This window comes from Lysinibacillus sp. JNUCC 51 (genome assembly GCF_015999525.1).
In the GTDB taxonomy this organism is placed as follows: Bacteria; Bacillota; Bacilli; order Bacillales_A; family Planococcaceae; genus Lysinibacillus; species Lysinibacillus xylanilyticus.
This window is the reverse complement of record NZ_CP065545.1, coordinates 3,265,517-3,286,720: the sequence shown is the minus strand read 5'-3', so window position 1 is coordinate 3,286,720 and position 21,204 is coordinate 3,265,517. Positions and strand designations below refer to the sequence as shown.

Genomic DNA, 21,204 nt, shown 5'->3' with positions numbered 1-21,204 from the left:
TACGCCTCTTCCAATAGGACTTTTTTATTTAACACATTTTTTTAAACGTTTCACAAGATCGATAATACGGTCACTCTTCATGCGATAGCTTACTGGGTTGGCAATTAATCGTGATGATACGTCTGTAATAAATTCATACTCCACTAAGCCATTTTCTTTCAGTGTCCGTCCTGTTGAAACAATATCGACAATTCGATCTGCTAAGCCAATCATGGGTGCCAATTCAATCGATCCATTTAGCTCAATAATTTCGACCTGCTCTCCAATACCCTTATAATATTTCATTGCAATATTAGGATATTTTGTCGCTATTCTTGGTGCAATTTCATTCATTGTCGTATTAGGTAAGCCTGCTGATGCGATATAACAAGTACTTATTTTTAAATCCAGTAGTTCATGTACTTCTCGTTGCTGTTCTAGCAAAACATCCTTACCTGCAATACCAATATCCGCTACACCGTGCTCAACATAAACAGGTACATCCATTGGCTTTGATAATATAAAACGAATTTTCTCTTCTGGAATTTCAAGCATTAATTTACGGGACATTTCGACTTCTTCTGGTAAATTAAAGCCAGCTTCTAAAAGCATCTGATATGCCTCGTCAAAAATTCGTCCCTTCGGCATAGCAATCGTTAATTCATTCACCGTCAACGTCCTCCTGTCCCACAATAACTACTTCTGTAAAATGTGCTAAAAAAGCGGCTTCATCGACAAGACTACTCCTTAACTGTAAGGTAGCCTGTTTACCAGCTGCTCGTAGTGTCTGTACCTCTGCAAGAGCCTCTTCAAATTGTTCATCCTCGAACAACACGACTGTAGCTTCTTGTCGCTCATCAGATTGCCCATTAAGTGTTTCTAATAGTCGATCAACACGAATACTAAATCCTGTAGCACCTACTTTTGAGCCAAATACCTCCAGTAACCCGTCATAGCGTCCCCCATTTCCTAATGGAAAACCACTGCCGATTGCAAACACTTCAAATAACATGCCTGTGTAATAGCTCATGTGACTAGAAAGTGTAAAATCAAAGGCTACATAATCCGCTAAGTCTGCAATTTCAAGCAATTTAGCGAGCTGTTGCATATATTCTAATGCGTCATTTTTCCGCACATATTTCTCAATATCTTGAATTTCATTTAAATTCATAGCTTCTTCAATAAATTGCAATAATGCATCGGATTTTGTTTTTGGTAAATCAAATGATTCTACCGCTTCTTCAAACCCTACATAATTGCGTTGCACAAGTAATGTCCGAAGTATATTTTGTTGTTCGATGCTTTCTGTGTAATCTTGTAAAATACAATTTAATATACCTGCATGACCAATCGTCACTTTAAATTTAGCTAAGCCAAATTGCTTTAATAACTCCATTGCCGTAACAATAACCTCAGCATCAGCAAATACAGAATTGTCTCCAATTAATTCGATCCCCATCTGATCAAATTCTGCTGGACGTCCACCCTCCGCTTCCTGTGCGCGGAAGACACTAGCAAAATAAGCAAGGCGTATTGGAATCATTTCTTTTAATAATTTTGATGTTGCTATACGTGCAATCGGTGTTGTCATATCAGGTCGTAGTACTAACGTGTTGCCTTGTCCATCTACTAATTTAAATAAATGCGCATTAGCTATCGCTGATGCTTTACCAACTGTATCAAAATACTCTACTGCAGGCGTTTTAATAAATTCATAGCCTCTTCTACATAAAAAATCTCGCCCTGTATTTCTTACAGCCTCTACCTTTTCAAAAATTTGCGGAAATGTATCGCGCATTCCAAGTGGTTTCTCAAACATTTTAATCGACGACATCCTGACACTTCCTTACGTTTCACTTTAACTCACTAGAGTGTTAGAGAATTAGATTATGAAAGTATTCTAACTTATTTCTTCTTGCTAGTCAATGCAACTACACTTAAATTATCGAATAATTTAAACACTGATTATTCTGTTAATTATACCTAAAAATAAATAAATTGAAACTTTATTAGGCAGAGCAAGTTTTTCTTTCCTTAAACTTGTAAACCTTTAGACAAAAAAACTATGTGAATCTTTTTCGCTCTTTGGAAGGTGGATGTCGATAAATTGCTGAAGTTCGGTGATAAAACGTGAAAGTTAGTCGATAAAGTTCAAAAGTTGGGCGATAAAACGTGAAAGTTAGTGGATAAAATTCAAAAGTTGGGCGATAAAACTAAAAAGTGGGATGTCATTTTGTTAAATCGTATGTCATGTCACCCCCTCGTTTTGCCGGAGAGTCATACTTTAATTTCATTGTTACGATTATTCCCACAAAAAAACACTGTGCATAGTAAAGCTTGCACAGTGTAGGTACTATTATTTTTTTGGCGTGCACCATTCTACTACTTCATTGCGTTTGCGCTCCGCCATTTGTTCAGCTGTATAAATAATTTGCATAGGGTTACCGCCTGCTAGACAGCCAGCTGGCACATCCTTATGCACAAGGGTTGCAGCAGATACTATGGCACCGTCACCTATCGTAACACCGGGTAGTATCGTTGAATTGGCACCAACCATTACTTCATTGCCAATACGAACATCTCCCAGACGATATTCCTCTATTAAATATTCATGCGCCAAAATAGTCGTATTGAAGCCTATAACAGTATTGTCACCGATATGAATGCGTTCTGGAAACATTGTATCTGGCATAACCATTAAAGCTATGGAAGTTTGTTCACCAATCTCCATTTTTAAAAAAGTTCGATACAACCAGTTTTTTACACGTAAAAATGGTGTGAAGCGTCCAATTTGAATGACAACGAAACACTTCATCACCTTCCAAAAGGACACCGTATCATAAATATTCCAAAGCGAGTTTGCTCCTTCGACACGGTAGCGTTCTGTTTTACGTGCCATTTACTTACCCCACTTTCACAATTTCAAATAAATCCGTCATATGATGCAATATATATTCCGGCTTGAATTGCTGTAAGTATTCCTCACCTTTAAAAGCCCATGCGACACCGGCTGCTCTAACTCCAGCGTTGTGCCCTGCCTCAATATCGTGAGAATTGTCGCCAATCATAATGGCCTCTTCCTTGTTTACACCAAGGCGTTCAAGCGCAAGCAAAACTGGCTCTGGATCAGGCTTTACATTTTTCACATCATCCGTGCCAATACGGATGTCAAATAAATGACTTGCACCTAGTACAGATAGACCACGGTCAATCATCCCATTACGCTTTGTAGAGACAATCGCTAATTTGATCCCCATAGCCTTTAATTGCTCTAAAGTTGATACAACATCAGGATATTGAGTGACAAGCTCATCGTGATGTAATTCATTATATTCACGATATTTAGCAATCATTGCATCTTCTTCACCAGGAGCAATGTCACTAAATGTCTGTTTTAAGGATGGCCCGAGGAATTTCAGGCAATCTTTTGGCGAATATTGCCCGGGAAATCGCTCGTTTAAAACATGCATAAACGTTTGAATGATTAAATCATTTGTATTGAGTAATGTACCATCAAAATCAAATAGTAATGCCTTCACAGTCATGCTTTGCACCCCTTATTTATCATCTAAATACTTTACTGCAGGTTTTACTTTTATGCGTCTATAAATAATCGCACCAAGACCCACAACAATACCTATTATTGAAACAACCTGAGCCGAGCGTAAATCTCCTACTAAATACAGGCTATCTGTACGCATGCCTTCTATATAGAAGCGACCGATTGAATACCATATTATATAGCCGAAGAACATTTCACCACGATTTAAATTTACTTTGCGTAAAACTAATAAAATAATTAGCCCAATGAAGTTCCAAACGGATTCATATAAAAAAGTAGGATGTACGTATGTTCCTAATTCTTCAACATACATTTGATTAATAATCCAATCCGGTAGCATTAGATTTTCTAAAAACTCACGTGATACTGGACCACCATAAGCCTCCTGGTTCATAAAATTTCCCCAGCGGCCAATTATTTGTCCAATTAAAATACTCGGTGCCGCAATATCCGCAACTCGTAAAAAGCTTATATTTCTTCTACGAGTGAATATGTAAGCTGTCAAAAAGGCGCCAATAAGAGCACCATGAATAGCGATACCACCATTCCAAATTTCTATAATCTTTCCTGGATTTTCACTATAATAATCCCAACGCATCGTTACATAGTAAATACGTGCACATATTATGGAAATAGGAACAGCCCAAAGTAATAGATCTGCAAGAAAATCCTCTGGTAATCCTCTCTTAACAGCCTCTCTTTGTCCAACAATATACGCTAAAATAATACCCGATACGATTAGTAACCCATACCAACGAACTTCGATAGGTCCTAAATGAAAAGCAATCGGATTAATTTCTAATAATAACAAGTCCATCTTATGCTCCTCTCAAAATCAATTCATTGCATTTGCAAATGAATCCTAATCAATTATGCCTGCCAACACGAAGTTGGTCACTCAGTCGTGTGTTGCTGTCGCTTCGCTTTCGCACAGATAAATTGCCACAGGACGTGGCGTTCTTAGACTGAGTTCCTCTATTTCAGCGGATGTATATACACCCTCTGAAAAGCAACTTAAACCCACGTTCATCTCATCCACATATAGAGGTGGGAGACTATGTAGCTGAAAGAAGTTAAAAACAATTAATCATCCAACTCGTCCGTTGATGAGATTACCTCATCTAATCGTCTAGAAAACTCTTCGGCTGCATTTACACCCATTTTTTTTAAACGATAGTTCATTGCTGCTACTTCAATAATAACAGACACATTACGTCCAGGTCTTACAGGAATCGTTAGCTTTGTTAACTCCGTATCAATGATTTTCATTTTTTCTTCCTCTAAACCTAGTCGATCATATACTTTTTCAGGATCCCATATTTCCAATTCGATAATTAATGTAATACGTTTGTACGGCCGTACCGCACTTGCTCCAAAGAGTGTCATAATATCGATAATACCAATGCCTCGGATTTCGAGTAAATGTTCTAAAAGAGGAGGTGGGCTCCCAATTAGAAAATTCTCTGATTCCTGACGGATCTCTACACAATCATCAGCTACTAAGCGGTGTCCTTTCTTGACAAGCTCAAGTGCTGTTTCACTTTTCCCTACACCACTTTTTCCGATAATTAGTACGCCGATGCCGTATACATCAACTAAAACTCCGTGCGCAGCAGTCATTGGTGCTAAGCGACCTTCCAAATAGTTTGTTAGCCTACTCGAAAATTTCGTAGTTGTCATGTGTGTTTTAAATACAGGTACATGTTTTTCATTGGACGCCTGTAAAAGTTCCTTAGGTACCTCTAAATCACGAGAAATAATAATAGCTGGTGTATCCTGCGAACATAGAAGACGCATGCGCTCCAATTTCACATCTGCAGGAAGCATTTCAAAAAAAGAAAGTTCGGTTTTTCCTAGCAATTGTACCCGATTTGCAGGATAATGCGTAAAATACCCTGCCATCTCGAGCCCTGGTCTTGATATATCACTAGTAACAATTGTTCTTCCTATTCCTTCCTCACCAGCTAATAGTTCTAACTTAAATTTCTCCATAACGTCTCTTGTTAATACTACGACCAATGTTTTATAGCCTCCATTCAAGGAATTGAATATGTTTTGTCCTACGTTAACTAGCAATCAGCATAATGATTGCAGTTTCACCTTATTTTAGCATGTCTATGTATAAAAGAAATGTATTTACACTCTGTCTATCCTAACTAAAAATTTCTACAAAAAATAAAAAACTAGCAGTTCTCCAGCCTGCTAGTTTCATTATCGCTTTATTTTTGAGTAGCTAACCATTTGGCAACTGCTTCTGCATCTGCACCTTTAACAACATTTGGAGGCATTCCATTTTTACCATTTTTAATAACATCTAAAATTTCAGCTTCTGATAAACGAGAGCCTACATTATTAATTGCTGGCGCATTTCCTGCCCCTTGTAATTCGCTACCATGGCAAGAAATACAAGATTTCATAGCAATTGTTTCGCCATCTGGAGCAGCAGTTTTTGTACCTTCATTTGTTGCCGTTTTACCTCCGCCACAAGCAGCTAAGAAGATTGCTGAACCAATCGCTAATGTTAACATCGCCTTTTTCATTAGGGCCCCTCCTCAAAGTAAATAATTATCTTTCCCCGACATTATACCAAAATTATGCACGTTTGAAACCTTCTCCTAACACCTCATAAGCATTAGAAACGATCACAAACGCTGATGGGTCAACGCTTTTAATGAGTTGTTTCAGCTTTGTGAATTCTGTTTGGTAAACAACAACCATAAGTACTGGTCGCGCTTCCCCTGTATATCCGCCTATAGCAGGCAACTTTGTCACTCCACGTTCGATCTCGGCATAAATGGCATCACGTACTTCATCTTGTTTCATCGTAATAATATAAACCATTTTAGACTGACTGAAACCGAGCTGAATAATATCAATCGTTTTTGTAGTGACATAAAGTCCAATTAGAGCATACAAACCTTTTTCTATGTCAAAAACAATTGCTGCACTAATCGCGATAATCCCATCAATTAAAAGTACACTTGTACCTAACGATATTCCGGTATACTTTGTAATTATTTGCGCTAGTAAATCAGTGCCACCAGTAGAAGCATTCCCCTTAAAGACAAGTCCTATTCCTAAACCGACCACAATTCCCCCAAAAAGTGCACCTAGTAAAGGATTATCTGTCCATGGCCCCCAACTGTTCGTTAGTAATACAATTAACGGTAATGTTACTGTTCCAATAAACGATTTTATCCCAAACTTTTTCCCAAGTAATAATACACCGGCAATAAATAATGGAATATTGAATGCATACTGTACAAAACCAGGATTCCATCCAAATAAACCGTGTAAAATTGTACTAATCCCGCTTACTCCGCCAGAAGCTACTTTATTTGGCAGTAAAAATACATTGAAGCCAATAGCAATAATTGCAGCTCCTACTACGACGTACACATACTCCATAATGCTTTCCCTTACATCATGTATTTGATTCATTTCCCCCACGCCCACTCCAACTATCAGAATTTTTTAAAGACGAGATGATTATAGCAAATAGTTTTCGCATTGAGAACTTCGTCTTGATGAAGGGAATATGTATTTTTATAATTTTGTTCATCATCATAACATGTGGTTAATTTCCATTCTGATTGGGGGCGTCCGATGAGCCACTTGTGCCAACAGATGTTTATTGCGCGAAAGCGAAGCGGCAGCGGCACCGATGTTGGTCACGAAGGCGTTATCACAGGACGTGATGGTTTTAGCGTTCGTTCCTCGATTGCTGGTCCCCAAGGTGTCGCCCAGTCTTCACTCCAATCAACTATACACATTTCATAATTTTCAACAAATGTCATCCTCTACTATAAATGATGAGCCCAATAATGTATAAAACATAAAAAATAAGCTACCTTAAAAAGAATTTTAAGATAGCTTATTTTTGACTTTTCACTAAAATATATACGTAACTGCAAATTCCACTACAGGACATTTTAGGTCAAATCCTTGTTATAAAGATTTTTCTGCCCACTCCATTGCTTCATTGTATAAAAGATCGATTTTTGTGAAATCAATATTGAGCTGAGGAGCTAAATTTTCTAAAGTAGACCAATCTAACTTACCTAATGCAATACTGAATTCCAGAAAAGGTGTCATTTCAGTTGGATTACCTAAAATCGTTTCTGTTATGTCTTCTGAAAAAGGTAGCTGCTGCAAAATAACATTCATCGGTCTTTGCAACAACGTGTCTATCAATGAAAACATCCCGACTAAAAAATATTCAGAGAAGTTTTTCTTATAGGAAAGCTTGGCTAATTTCTCACATACTTTTGCTCTAAATAAAGAAGTACACATGACTTCTTTAAAAAGATCATTCTCAGCATTTCTATCTATTTCTCGCATCGCCAATAAATAAATCCACTTTCGCAAATTTGAAACGCCAAGTAATATAATCGCTTGTTTTATCGAACGAATCTTAGATTTAGACCGCAGCTCTGAATTATTAACCATTTGCAATAATTTATACGTTAAAGAAATATCACGCTCTATATTTTCAGCTAATAATTGTATATTAGGTTCCTCTTCTTTTAATAGCGTAATAATATATAAATATTGAATAGTATTAGCAGGTATATCGGTAGCTGTAATAATTTGAGGTTGTTCAAAAAAATAGCCTTGAAATAATTCATAGCCAGAATGCTTTGCCACTTCAAATTGATTTCGTGTCTCAACCTTCTCAGCTAGCAATTTTATGTGAGGGAAATTTTCTTTCACTTTATTTTCAATTTCCATTCGCTCCAGTAATGGTGATTTTAAAAAGTCCACTTTTATAAAATCGATAAAAGGAAATAACTCATCATAAACTTGTACCTTATCATCCAAAATAAAATCATCTAATGCAATTTTAAACCCATATGATTTCAGTTCAATGACTCTCTCGACTAACTGAGTTGTAATAGGAACGTCCTCTAAAATCTCAATAACAACTTGCGATGGATTTAAAAATTCATTTATAGGACTCATAAGTAAATTTTCTGTAAAATTAACAAAACTAGGTTTACCTTTAGTTACCTCTTCAATGCCAATTGAAAGAAATGAGTTTACTAGTACATCGATTGTTGCAGCATCTGAATCAACCATCGGAAAAGAATTCACGTTTTTGCTACGATATAATAATTCATACGCAACGATTTGTTCATGAAGGTTAAAAATAGGCTGTCTGCCGATAAATACTTCCATTTCGTTGCCCCCCATTTCACCATATTCTAGTAATTATTATTATAGCACCTTTCATTATTCTCTGCTTATCATTCAAGTAACTGTCTAAAAGTCGTCTAACATTCAATACAAGATAATGGACCATCTCTTTTATGATGTTATCCCCTAGGTGTCATCCGGCCTCACGAAGTACGGTTCTTGAAGATTCACAAGGTCTTGTACTATATAGAGAATAGATAAAATGGTTAATCACCGAAGTTTAGGTACGACATTCGAAAATATGTATGCAATGTTGATTGACGTTATGATGATGAGCAAAAAAACAAGGACAGTCCTAAGTGATCTTTTATCACTTTTGGACCGCCCTTTTATTTTCCACTTGCTTTTGCTTTAATAGCACCAATAACAGCTGGTACAACTGAAATTAAGATAATTAATATTAGAACCGTTGAGAAGTTATCTTTAATAATTGGAATATTACCAAAGAAATAACCTAATAATGTACAGCTGAATACCCATAATACTGCACCTAAAACATTATACATAATGAAGTAGCCATACTTCATTTTACTAGCCCCTGCAACAAATGGTATGAATGTGCGGATGAAAGGCATAAAACGCGCGATGACAATCGTTTTTCCACCGTGTTTATTAAAGAACTTTTCAGCTGCTTCCATACGTTCTTTTTTTACGACTCTACCAAGGAAGCTTTTTGGTGGAATGGATGTCCCTACTTTATGACCGATATGATAGTTCATCGTATCCCCTAAAATTGCAGCCGCTAAAAATACAGGAATTAATATCCACATATTAAATGCGCCAATTGCTGCAGCTAATGCACCACTTGCAAAAAGCAATGAATCACCTGGTAGGAATGGGAAAATTACAACACCTGTTTCAACAAAAACAATTGCAAATAGAACGAAATAACTCAAATTACCAAATTTATGAATGATCTCCTCTAAATGCACATCAATATGCATAATAAAACTAATTAACTCCTTGATGAGTTCTATCATTTTTCCATATGCTCTCTTTCAATTAAATTTTCTAAAGGCTTTGACGTAGCTAGACACCAAAGGGTTCCATTCTTCTTTACAGTTATTGGTGTTACTTCTACCTCACTATATGACAAGCCTTTAAAAAGTATGTAGATTTCACAAGTTTGATTCTATCACTTACAGACATACACACTCAACTATTTAGATAGGTGGCCATACTTTTTTTACATTGCTGTAATATTGGATCATCACCAAAATGTGTGGTTGATTTCCGTTCCGACTGATTGCGGCCGTCCAGTCTTCACTCCAATCAACTTATTTACATAGGGACGTTTTAACAAAAGTCATCCACTTGGTGATGAACTGTAATATTGATCTAAAATGAAAATTCTATCAGTAGGTGTTCATCGTCCCTCACTAAAGGAACACAAGCAAAAATCTCACATTCTATGATAACAATTGTTCTAACACCATGTCGCTTCTGCATAGAAAACATTAGTCGCCTAGAACCAACCGATCTTTTACTGGCAATGGATCTCCTAATAATATTCATTGTTTCTCTTAAATCTTGAAATGTAATCTAACTGTTCATTTTTGCGAGATAAAAAAAAGCTACTATTTTTCAATAGTAGCTACTGTTTCTTACACTTTTTCTTTTAATGTACGACGCAAAATTTTCCCTGTCGTATTTTTCGGTAATTCATCCATAATCTCAATTACTTTAGGAACCTTATATTTCACCATATGCTTTGCACAGTATGCTAGAAGGTCTTCTGTAGAAGTTGCTTCTGCATCTTTTAAGACAACATATGCATGAACTGCTTCTCCTAAGTTAGGGTCTGGGAAACCTACAACTGCCGCTTCAACAATATTATTATGAGCAAAGAGTACTTCTTCAACCTCTCTTGGATATACATTAAATCCGCCAACAATAATCATATCTTTTTTACGGTCAACGATGTAAAAGTACCCTTCTTCGTCAACTCTAGCTAAGTCTCCCGTGTATAACCAGCCATCACGTATAGCCATCGCTGTTTCTTCAGGTAATTTATAATAGCCCTTCATAACGTTAGGCCCTCGGACAATTAGCTCCCCTACTTCGCCAACCGGTACTTCTTGACCATTAACATCCACCACCTTATTTTCAACATTGGAAATGGATGTTCCAATAGAACCTGCCTTACGCTCACGATCCAATGGGTTAAAGCACGTTACTGGTGATGCTTCTGATAAGCCAAAGCCCTCTGAAACACGCACATTAAATTTCTTCTCGAAATTATGTAAAAGTGCTACAGGTAAAGACGCGCCACCTGAAATCGCCAAACGTATTGTTGAGAAATCTTCAGGGTTGCTTTCAGGTAATTGATACAAGAAGTTATACATAGTTGGCACACCAGCGAAGACTGTTGCCTTTTGTTCCTTCGTTATTTTAAAGATTTCAGTTGGACTAAAACGTGGTACAAGTAAAACCGTTGCTCCACTCAATAAAGGCGCATTGGCTACGACAGTTAACGCAAAAACATGGAAAACTGGTAACGTAGCAATAATACGATCATCTGCTTTATAGCCTAAATAATGCGCTACATCTCGTGCATTTGAATAGATATTTTTATGAGTCAGCATTGCACCCTTTGGAGTACCTGTCGTTCCTGAAGTATATAAAATAATTGCGTTATCATCGTCAGCTACCTCTACTGGTTGTAAAGAGTCCGATACACTAGCAATTACTTGTGAAAATAAATGAATTTTCGCCTTTGCCTCTTCGGATAAAGTCGTTACTTTTTCAGCAACATCCTCTGTTGTTTCACAAACAACAAATGTTTTTACTTTTGGAAAAGCATGTACACCCATTTCTACTAATGGAAGAAGTGCATCAAGTGCAATAACAGCTTGTACATCACCATTATGCAAAATATACGAAATTTCATCTGGTGTATAGATAGGATTAACCGGAATTGCCGTTGCCCCTAAGCGCATTGTTGCATATAACGCAATTAAATAATGTGGTGTATTGCCGAGTAAAAACGCCACATGGTCTCCTTTTTCTACCCCTAAATCTTGTAACCCCTTTGCAAAGCGACCAACTGTGTGTTCAAACTCACCGTACGTCGTATCTTTCCCCATAAAATGATACGCAATTTTATCCGGTTGTTCTAATGCTTGTTGACGAACACTTGAAACTAAATTCAATTACACCATCCCCTTTATCGTATCAATTTCGCCTTGGCGTAATTGAGGCCCGGATTTGGAATTGTGAATGCATAATTCATTCCTTTTAAAATCCGTGACATCCGCCGGAGGCTTTATCTTTATCAGTAGATGTATGGACATCCCTTAAAAAGGAATTACACCCGAATCCATCTCACCACCTCAGAGGTGGAAGTCTGCTACTGAATGAAGATAAAATGAATCATTATTCAGTAATATTATATAAGAAATATATCTAAAAGACAACGAAACTTTTTATTTCATGTCACGAATTACGTCAAATAATTCATTTTTTTCTCTCTCGTACATCTTTATTACGAACGAATATGTGAGATGTATCGCCAACGAATCAAATAAAAATAGACTACTTGTATTAAAACAAAAAACCCAAAAGCAAAGACAACTTCTTTTACAATGGAAATATTAGCAATATCTTTCAAGATACCTTGAACCATAAGAAAAGCAAAGGCGCTATGCATCATTGCAACCCCCCATGGCAAGAAAAATTGTGGGAATAAATGACGGTTCACAAGCTTTCTGAGCTCTGTATCTGTTAAGCCCATTCGCTTTAAGACATCGAATTTACGCTTTTCTCTTTCAAGAGAAGTATGCAGTTTAAAGTAAACAAAGCTACCTGCTGCTAATAAAAATACAGTTGCTACTAAGACCCCTACTAATGTGAATAATGAATAAGTAGCTAATACATAAGAATAATTTAAGCCAGCATTTTCAAAGTAAAATGGGCTAAACTTATTCTTCTTATAAAAATATTGATTTGCTGCTAACTCGGCTATGTCCTTGCCTACATCTTTCGTTTCCATCCACTGAGGAATATAGAAGGTAAACAAATGATAGGTTGGTTGCGCAACGTCTTTATCGGCAATCGGCTTTCTAAGCTTACTAAAATCCTCATCGCTAATTACTATAGAGTTAACGCTAACAATAGATCCCGGGAATACTATATTAGGATATACACTATCAATTGTTAGCGGGATAGAATTTTCCTCTAATACAGTATGCACTACTTTATCTTTTAGTTTTTTTAGAGACTCTTCCGAGTATGGTATAAACACTGCCTCTCCTGATGCTAAATTAAGTAATGGGTAACTAAAGGAAGAAAGCAATACATTCATATCTGATTCCCTAAAAACTTCAACCTCATTCTGTGTATATGAAGATGTTTGCTTGATGACAACAAAGCGCGATAAATGATAGGACAGACCCTTCTCCTCTAATTGAACTCGCAAAGAGGCGATATGATTTCGCTCAAATGGATTATCGACATCTCCCTTATAGACAAGCCCTAATGGATTTAAACGATCATATTGTATTGTATAGGAAGACATCGTCGCTAAAATACCGACCGATAAAAAGGCCATTGTTGACACCATCGTTACTACAAAAAACATTTTCACATTGTCCATCATAATATGAGTTTGCTCAGCTAACGAAAGAAGGCGATAGCGTTGCCAATGAAATTTACGTTTGTCCCGTGCTTTATCTAAAAAGCACGGTAAAGAATCTCTGAAAAAATAATATGTTCCAACGGTCGCTAAAAACGGAATTAATAATGCTAAACCGATCCAAGATGTATTCGATACGATAAACGCTAATACGTATGCTGATAAAATAAGGGTAATACCAAATACTGCACGAATTTTAGAATAGGTTGAAACACTATTTAAATAGTCATTTCCCTTAAGGAGATCGCGCAATTTTCTTTCACGTGTAAAATACACACTAATTAAGGAAATGACCACAAAAGCACTTGTAAAGACACCAATCGTTAGTAAAAATGGCTCCCATGAAACATATAGGGGTAAACTATCTAAATGTAAAATTTCTCGAACAATCATGAAAAAGAATTTCGAAAATGAGAAACCAAATATAATCCCAACAAAAATAGAGCCCGATCCAATAATCATTGTCTCCAAAAAGACAAGCTTATTCATCTGGCGTTTTTCCATTCCTAAATGTAATAAAATTGCAAACTCATGTGATCTAGCCTCTAAAAAAGCACTCATCGAATAATATAAAAAGAATAAAGTAAAAAGGACGAGTACGATTTCCGCACCAACCATTCCAAGTAACGATGCCTCTCCTAATATCCCTTGTTCAATATCCGGATGAAACATGAGCATTGAATAGATGAAAAACACAGCCACAGAAAAAAAGCTTGCCATGAAAAAGGCTCCGTATATACGGCTGTTCCGTACGACATTACGGTAAGCGAATTGTCGAAAGGTCACCTACTTGTCCTCCTCCTAGTAAGCTCAAAACATTTAATATTCTTTGGAAAAACATTTGACGACGGTCATCTTTGTAAATTTCATTAAAAAATTCTCCATCTTTAATAAATAACACGCGATCGCAGTAGCTAGCTGCAATAGGATCATGTGTTACCATTACGATTGTTGTTCGTTTTTCCTGATTAATTTTTGTTAAAAGTTCAAGTACATCACGCGAAGAATTCGAATCCAAATTTCCTGTTGGCTCATCTGCTAAAATGAGACTTGGACTATGAATAAGTGCCCGTCCAATGGCTGTTCTTTGTGCTTGTCCACCTGATATTTCATTTGGGCGTTTATGCAAGAATGAAGTTAAATCGAGCTTTTCCACAATACTTGCAAGACGCTCCTCCATTACTTCTAATGGTTGTTGATCTAATGTAAGGGGCAGAACAATATTCTCTTCCACCGTCAGCATATGCAAAAGATTAAAATCCTGAAAAATAAAACCAAGCTGTCTTCTTCTAAAGTAGGCAAGCTCAGTTGCTTTCAGTGTATGAGGATTCATGCCATCTAAAATGATTTCTCCACTCGTTGGTTCATCAATCGTAGAAATGATATTCAATAATGTTGTTTTTCCACTTCCTGATGGACCCATGACTGCTAAAAACTCACCTTCCTCCACATCAAAGCTTAGTTGATTTAACGCACGATGAGTTACTTTACCTTCATACACCTTCGTCACGTCTTTTATTTGTAAAATAGGCATACCTTGTTCACCTTATTTCTTGATTAATTCCAAGGGTTCTGGTAAAAGCCATTGCAATACTACCTCAAAGCCAATTTGAAAATGTGGCCCTGTTAAAGATTCAGCTGACTTATTACCATCTTCCTCTACTAGACTAAAGCAATGCGAGCCAACGATTACATCCCAGGCATCCACTTCACCTTCAATGATTTCTCCACAAATCGTATAATGCCCACTGTACATCACTTGTTCACCTTCTACAGGAAAAGCGTTTAGTAAAGTTGGTTTATGTAAGTCTAGCCCAAGCTTATTCGAAAAATGCATTACTTCTTCATTAAACAAAAGACTAGCCTTACGAAAATTTTTGCAGGATAAACACTCACAAACATCGTTATGTGATTCGTATAATGCCTCTGTTTTTTCTGTCTCTACATGTAAAACCCATTCATCCAAACATACTTCTGTCATTTCCGATCCCCCTAATTTGTAAATGTCACTGTAACAATTGTTCCTTTTCCAACCTCTGATGTTATGTTTAAGTCATGACCGAGTTTTCCACAGATTTCTTTCGCTAAATATAAGCCCATCCCTGTGGACTCCCCAGTTTTACGTCCATTTTCACCAGTAAAAAAGGCTTTAGTAACACGAGAAAGATCGGAAGCTGGAATACCAATACCTTCATCACGAATGGATAATTGTACGTAGTCATTCTTTTTTATGGCGGAAATGACTATTTTTTTATTTGCTTCAAACGTATATTTAACCGCATTCGTTACGAATTGCCCGATAATAAAGCGTAGCCATTTTGAATCACTTGCTACGATAATGTCATCCTCAATATGAATCTCTGGAAAAACACGCTTTGTAATAAATAAACGTTTATTTTCATTTACAGTTGCAGTAACAATCGTTTTTAAAGTAACCTGTTCTACTTGCATATCCTCTTCAAAGTTTTCTAATCGAGCATTTACCAACACCATGTCCAAGCCTCTACGCAAGCGGTCAATTTCCTCCTGCACATTCTTTTTATCGAGAGGACGCTCATCCTGTAATAAAAGCTCAATAACAGAAATTGGCGTTTTCATCTGATGCACCCATTGATTAATAAACTGATCATGCCGTTTTTGGCCTGCATATAACGATTGAAGTTCATGCTTATATAGTCGATATAGTTCATGCATATATTTCTCAGCCTGTACCGCCTCAGGTGTTTTAGCATTTTTTTGCAACACATCCTCCATTGTTTTAGGAAGCTGTGATATTTTTAATAAATAACGTTGGCGCATTAAATAACGGATAAGTAAAAACGAGGTTAATAACACTAAACTAATACAGAAGGAATAAATAGCCGTATCAACATTTCGAAAGCCGTCCAACCAATATAAGACCATAATGAAGCCTACTAAAAAGAACTGGAATACAATGAACGATGCGTAATCACGCAAAAATAATTTCCAGCCCACTATATCTCACCTGCACTTAAAATAAAGCGATAACCTGCTCCACGTACCGTTTCTATAGAAGAAGAAATATGATAATCAGCTAGCTTTTTCCGCACTCGAGTCATATTGACGTTCAACGTATTCTCATCAACAAATGCCTGATCGTCCCAAAGCTCTTCTAACAGTTGCTCACGTGTCACTACTTTCGGCGCATTTCCCATTAACAGCTCTAATATGATACATTCTTTTTTCTGAAGTGGGATCTCTAAATCATTTTTATGAAGCTCCATTCTTTCTAAATGAAGAACAAGCTGCCCTTGTTTAATTGTCCGCTCCTCTTGTCTCGATGCATATTCACCATATGTACGACGCAAGTGACTACGGATTTTAGCCAATACAATTTCATAATTAAATGGCTTCGTAATGAAATCGTCGCCCCCATTTTCTAGCGCAAAAATTTGATCCATTTCCCCAGAACGAGCGGAAATGAAAATAATTGGACAAGTTGTATGTTGACGTAGTTGGCGACACCAATAGTAGCCATCGTACGAAGGTAAATTTATATCAAGCAACACCATATGTGGATTAAATGCTGTAAATTCTTCAACGAGATGATCAAATTCTTTGATCGTTTCAACTTCGTATTGATATTTTCTTAGCGTTTCTGCAAGCAAAGACGCAATTTTCACATCATCTTCGACAATAAATATTCGATGCTTCTCCATACCAACACTCCTTTCTATCTTATATTGTATCAAAAAAAGGCCCGTCGACATAACTGTCAGCGAACCTTTTGTAGCAGGTGTGTTAATTAACCATTTTTATCCACTCTAATTAAGTTAGAAGGCTCTTATTTCCGCTACGGGCTACTCGCTTTCCTGCGGGCGAGCGTCGAGCCGCTTCCTCCGCTGCGCTCCGTGCAGGGTCTCGTCTGCCTCGCTTTCCCGCGGGAGTCGAGTAGCCCTACGCTACAATCAGTTAAAATGGATATATATTAGCGAAATAGCAACAAAAAATCCTTTTATCGCTCAATAATAAACCGATTTTTTTCCTAATCAACACGCCTGCTTTTGTAGTAAAAATTAACATCGAATCGTTAGCTACAGATTTTTGAGGACTCACCACCAAAAGATGGATGGCATTTTTTAAACATTTGCGATTTATCTTCATTCAGTAGAAATTGATATACGTTGATTGGAGTGGAGACTGGGCGACTCCTTGGGGAACAGCAATAGAGGAACGAAGGCTAAGACCATCACATCCTGTGATAATGCCTTCGTGACCAACATCGTGTTGGCCCGAGACCCTGCAGCGAAGCGAAGCGTCAGCAACAAATGTTTTATCTGTGCGAAAGCGAAGCGTCAGCAACAAAGCGCCCAGTCGGAACGGAAATCAACCACACGTTATGGAGCGGTTCCATTTTGAAAAAGTGTGTACTCTTATGTCCCAATAAGGACATTTGCCAATTTCTACACAAGCTTTTCTTAATAAATTAATTGTAAAAACTCTTCTGTCGTAATTCCACCAAAGTATGTTGGAATATCAATATCTGTTAACGCCTCAGCAATTGCAGTTCGATCATAGTTTGTCCCAACTAATCGTTGTTCAACATCTGCCATGTCGCCTACACCGAAGAAATCACCAAAGATATGCACTTCTTCAATAATCCCATGATTTACCTCTAAGCGAATATCAATTCCTCCTGTTGGGAAACGATGTGTTTTTTGAATATTAAAGCGTGGTGATTTCCCATAGTTCCATTCCCATGTTTGATAACGCTCAGCAGATAACTTATGGATATTTGCCCAATCTTCCTCCGTTAACTCATAATAGCGAATATTTTCTTCACCACCGAAAATGGATTTTAAAATTTCTAGGCGGAATTCTTCGACTGTCATCTCGTCCTTTAAGAACTCAGAAATATTTGCTACTCTTGAACGAATCGATTTAATGCCCTTTGATTCAATTTTATCTTTCTTCACCTTTAATGCAGATACAACAGCATCAATTTCTGTATCAAACATTAAAGTACCGTGGCTAAACATACGGCCCTTTGTAGAAAACTGTGCGTTGCCAGAAACTTTACGCCCTTCAGCTAAAATGTCGTTGCGGCCTGATAGCTCAGCATGAACTCCCATTTTTGCAAGTGCATCTACAACAGGCTGAGTGAATTTTTTATAATTCATAAAGCTATCGCCGTCGTCTTTAGTGATAAAACTGTAGTTAAGATTCCCTAGGTCATGATACACCGCGCCCCCACCAGAAAGACGTCGCACAACGATAATGCCATTATCCTCTACATAATTTGTATTAATCTCTTCGATAGTATTTTGATTTTTACCAATGATGATTGAAGGCTGATTAATGTAAAAAAGTAGCACTGGTTCCTTCTCAACATCCATCGTTTTTAATAAATACTCCTCAATGGCAAGGTTAATGCGTGGGTCATGAATCCCTTTATTATCAACGAATATCATAAATTACGTTTCCTCCTTCACAATATATCCATATTTATTTTAACGTAAATTAGGCATTTTGTGTTGACGAAAAGCATCTGTTATAATACACTATGTAATATCAAAACAGTAATAGTACAGATGAACTTAAAGGAGGAGTCCACAATGTTAGAAAATGTAGTTGAATTTTTCAAGAACCTACCTGCAAAGCAATGTACAGAATGCGGTGAAAAAATTGAAGAACAAAGTGAATGCTACAGCAACACTTGTGAAAAATGTAACCACCTATAAGCATTTGCCTATTCTGTAATTGTCATATAAGTGCCCTACTCGTACTAATAATGACAGCCCTCATCATATTTTGATGAACCATTAATTAAATCTCTTACACATACTAAACAGCAGCTGATACGCTCATATCAGCTGCTGTTTTTTGTGTGATATTTTGCATATGAGCAATTTTCCTACATACCCGAGTAGTTCTATCTTCACCTGATCAGTTTTCGGGGTTACCCGAGCAGTTTTACACTTTACCTGATTAGTTTTCGGGGATACACGAGCAGTTCTACTCTCTACCTGATCAGTTTTTGGCATCTCTTCCTTACCCCCATTTAAAGCAATCATTCAATCACAAAAAAACGAGGCTGGGACAAAACCCACCTCTTAACTAAAAAGCCGGTGAAATTTTACGATTAGTAAAATTTCACCGGCTTTAAATTTTTTTCATAAAAAATAAGGACCACTTCTGATAAAATTAAGTCACCACAACAAAATTATACAGAAAGAAGGATCCTTATGTTTAAAGATTATAACATGAATCAATTAGTTTTGCCTTTAGATTTAGAAGTGAAGTTACAAAAGAATGATATTGCCTTCCATGTCCACCATTTAGTCGAAAGTATCCCGCCCGAAGCGTTTGAACCATTCCTTCGAAATGAGGGCTGTCCTGCATACCATCCACGCATGATGCTTAAAATTATCTTATGTGCCTACACGCAATCTGTCTTCTCAGGGCGCAAAATTGAAGCGCTTTTAAAAGATAGTCTTCGGATGATGTGGTTAGCTCAAGGGCATGAACCAACTTACCGCACAATCAACCGATTCCGTGTCCAACCAGAGGTAAAAGAGTTGATTCGTCAATGCTTCGTTCAATTCCGCTGCCAACTGGTACAGGGAGAATTAATTGACCAAGAAGCTATTTTTATTGATGGAACAAAGATTGAAGCGAATGCGAACAAATTTACATTCGTGTGGAAAAAGTCGGTTGAGAAATTTCATAACGGACTAATTGAAAAGTCAAACCAGCTATACGATGAGCTGCTTGAAAAAGAAATCATGCCAGAAATTGAACGGGAAAGTGAAAAGGAATTAGCATTGGAAGACCTCGCTCAAATGGTCGAAAAAGTTGATGAAGTGATTTCTGAATATGATCGAAAAATTGAAGAGTCATCGGATGTAGCAGAGCGAAAGGCTTTAAGAACGGAACGGAAATTCCCAAAGCAGGCTCGCAAACAATTGATCGACTATATTGAACGCAAACTAAAATATCAAAGAGACTTCGAAATCTTTGACGAACGAAATAGTTATTCGAAAACAGACCCGGATGCAACATTTATGCGTATGAAAGATGACTATATGAAAAATGGTCAATTGAAGGCAGGTTATAACATACAAGTGGCAACAGAAGGTCAGTATGCGCTTGCCTACAGCATTTTTCCGAATCCAACGGATACACGTACATTAATCCCATTTTTAGATGAAATCGAACAACATTATTTTAAGTTACCAAAACACATCGTCGCAGATGCTGGATATGGCAGTGAACAAAATTATGATGATATCCTTTCGAACCGTAAGCGAGAAGCCTTAATCACGTATAACATGTATGTAAAAGAACAGAAGAAAAAGCATAAGCAAAACGAATTCAATACAGAGAACTGGGATTATGATAAAGAACATGATCGATACACTTGCCCAAACCAACAACAGCTTGTATTTAAATATCGTTCCACGAAAACGGATAAGTATGATTTCACGCGTGAATTTAAGATATACGAATGTGAGGACTGTTCCGGATGCCCCCTACGTTCGTTATGTACGAAAGCAAAAGGGGGAAATAATCGTAAGTTAATCGTGAATGAGAAGTGGGAGCAACAAAAAGAATATGTAAGAGTAAAGCTTTCAGAAGAAAAAACGAGTACCATTTATCGTCAACGCAAAATTGACGTGGAACCAGTTTTTGGATTCTTGAAGGCTAATTTGCGTTTCACTCGATTTTCTGTGAGAGGAAAATCGAAGGTTGAAAACGAGATGGGCCTCGCATTAATGGCCGTGAATTTAAGAAAATTCACAGCCATTAGCTAATAGCTATATGAAGACAACATAAAAAATAGAGAAATCCGAATTTGAATGAATTCAAATTC

The 21,204-nt window shown here is 37.1% G+C and carries 18 protein-coding genes and 1 pseudogene; 2 read left to right on the top strand and 17 right to left on the bottom strand.

Annotation, left to right across the window (positions count from 1 at the left end; translation table 11 throughout):
• Window positions 1-24 precede the first annotated feature (24 nt).
• From hisG to lplA, 17 genes are all read right to left on the bottom strand, one after another.
• Window positions 25-648, bottom strand: a complete 624-nt coding sequence (gene hisG, locus JNUCC51_RS15795) for an ATP phosphoribosyltransferase (RefSeq protein ID WP_049668967.1) — start codon at window positions 646-648, stop codon at window positions 25-27.
• Window positions 641-1,813 carry an ATP phosphoribosyltransferase regulatory subunit gene (locus JNUCC51_RS15790; RefSeq protein WP_337988820.1) on the bottom strand — a complete coding sequence of 391 codons (1,173 nt, stop codon included), beginning with the start codon at window positions 1,811-1,813 and terminating at the stop codon, window positions 641-643. The genes hisG and JNUCC51_RS15790 overlap by 8 nt, the downstream gene beginning before the upstream one ends.
• A gap of 522 nt (window positions 1,814-2,335) precedes the next feature.
• Window positions 2,336-2,878 (bottom strand): acyltransferase, encoded by a 543-nt coding sequence (locus tag JNUCC51_RS15785; RefSeq protein ID WP_337988819.1) that lies wholly within the window; start codon window positions 2,876-2,878, stop codon window positions 2,336-2,338.
• Between the two features lie 4 nt (window positions 2,879-2,882).
• Window positions 2,883-3,524 (bottom strand): pyrophosphatase PpaX, encoded by a 642-nt coding sequence (gene ppaX, locus JNUCC51_RS15780; RefSeq protein WP_337988818.1) that lies wholly within the window; start codon window positions 3,522-3,524, stop codon window positions 2,883-2,885.
• A gap of 12 nt (window positions 3,525-3,536) precedes the next feature.
• Window positions 3,537-4,358 carry a prolipoprotein diacylglyceryl transferase gene (gene lgt / locus JNUCC51_RS15775; protein ID WP_337988817.1) on the bottom strand — a complete coding sequence of 274 codons (822 nt, stop codon included), beginning with the start codon at window positions 4,356-4,358 and terminating at the stop codon, window positions 3,537-3,539.
• Window positions 4,359-4,624: 266 nt separating this feature from the next.
• Window positions 4,625-5,560, bottom strand: coding sequence for an HPr(Ser) kinase/phosphatase (gene hprK, locus JNUCC51_RS15770; RefSeq protein WP_337988816.1), 936 nt, complete (start codon window positions 5,558-5,560; stop codon window positions 4,625-4,627).
• 200 nt (window positions 5,561-5,760) lie between these two features.
• A complete protein-coding gene (gene cccB / locus JNUCC51_RS15765) occupies window positions 5,761-6,081 on the bottom strand; it encodes a cytochrome c551 (RefSeq protein WP_100544059.1) in 321 nt (106 codons plus the stop codon).
• 52 nt (window positions 6,082-6,133) lie between these two features.
• Window positions 6,134-6,982 (bottom strand): YitT family protein, encoded by an 849-nt coding sequence (locus JNUCC51_RS15760; RefSeq protein ID WP_337988815.1) that lies wholly within the window; start codon window positions 6,980-6,982, stop codon window positions 6,134-6,136.
• Window positions 6,983-7,489: 507 nt separating this feature from the next.
• A complete protein-coding gene (locus JNUCC51_RS15755) occupies window positions 7,490-8,719 on the bottom strand; it encodes an EAL and HDOD domain-containing protein (RefSeq protein ID WP_337988814.1) in 1,230 nt (409 codons plus the stop codon).
• 347 nt (window positions 8,720-9,066) lie between these two features.
• Window positions 9,067-9,714 carry a VTT domain-containing protein gene (locus JNUCC51_RS15750; protein WP_337992248.1) on the bottom strand — a complete coding sequence of 216 codons (648 nt, stop codon included), beginning with the start codon at window positions 9,712-9,714 and terminating at the stop codon, window positions 9,067-9,069.
• Window positions 9,715-10,341: 627 nt separating this feature from the next.
• Window positions 10,342-11,889 carry a fatty acid--CoA ligase family protein gene (locus JNUCC51_RS15745; protein WP_337988813.1) on the bottom strand — a complete coding sequence of 516 codons (1,548 nt, stop codon included), beginning with the start codon at window positions 11,887-11,889 and terminating at the stop codon, window positions 10,342-10,344.
• 332 nt (window positions 11,890-12,221) lie between these two features.
• Window positions 12,222-14,156 (bottom strand): FtsX-like permease family protein, encoded by a 1,935-nt coding sequence (locus JNUCC51_RS15740; RefSeq protein WP_337988812.1) that lies wholly within the window; start codon window positions 14,154-14,156, stop codon window positions 12,222-12,224.
• Window positions 14,128-14,904 carry an ABC transporter ATP-binding protein gene (locus tag JNUCC51_RS15735; RefSeq protein WP_134024422.1) on the bottom strand — a complete coding sequence of 259 codons (777 nt, stop codon included), beginning with the start codon at window positions 14,902-14,904 and terminating at the stop codon, window positions 14,128-14,130. Before JNUCC51_RS15735 ends, JNUCC51_RS15740 begins: the two co-directional genes overlap by 29 nt.
• A 12-nt stretch (window positions 14,905-14,916) precedes the next feature.
• Window positions 14,917-15,351: a hypothetical protein gene (locus JNUCC51_RS15730; protein WP_134024424.1), complete on the bottom strand. Its 435-nt coding sequence runs from the start codon at window positions 15,349-15,351 to the stop codon at window positions 14,917-14,919.
• Between the two features lie 11 nt (window positions 15,352-15,362).
• Window positions 15,363-16,346 carry a sensor histidine kinase gene (locus JNUCC51_RS15725; protein ID WP_337988811.1) on the bottom strand — a complete coding sequence of 328 codons (984 nt, stop codon included), beginning with the start codon at window positions 16,344-16,346 and terminating at the stop codon, window positions 15,363-15,365.
• Window positions 16,346-17,050 (bottom strand): response regulator transcription factor, encoded by a 705-nt coding sequence (locus tag JNUCC51_RS15720; RefSeq protein ID WP_337988810.1) that lies wholly within the window; start codon window positions 17,048-17,050, stop codon window positions 16,346-16,348. The genes JNUCC51_RS15725 and JNUCC51_RS15720 overlap by 1 nt, the downstream gene beginning before the upstream one ends.
• A gap of 759 nt (window positions 17,051-17,809) precedes the next feature.
• Complete coding sequence (lplA, locus tag JNUCC51_RS15715; protein ID WP_337988809.1) at window positions 17,810-18,802, bottom strand: lipoate--protein ligase; 993 nt, start codon at window positions 18,800-18,802, stop codon at window positions 17,810-17,812.
• 144 nt (window positions 18,803-18,946) lie between these two features.
• Here lplA and yhfH point away from each other — a divergent pair, with 144 nt between their 5' ends.
• Entirely contained in the window at window positions 18,947-19,072 is a 126-nt protein-coding gene (gene yhfH, locus JNUCC51_RS15710; RefSeq protein WP_012292204.1) for a protein YhfH, read from the top strand.
• 504 nt (window positions 19,073-19,576) lie between these two features.
• Window positions 19,577-21,136: pseudogene (locus JNUCC51_RS15705) on the top strand (IS1182 family transposase); the annotation flags it as partial.
• Window positions 21,137-21,204: the final 68 nt, after the last annotated feature.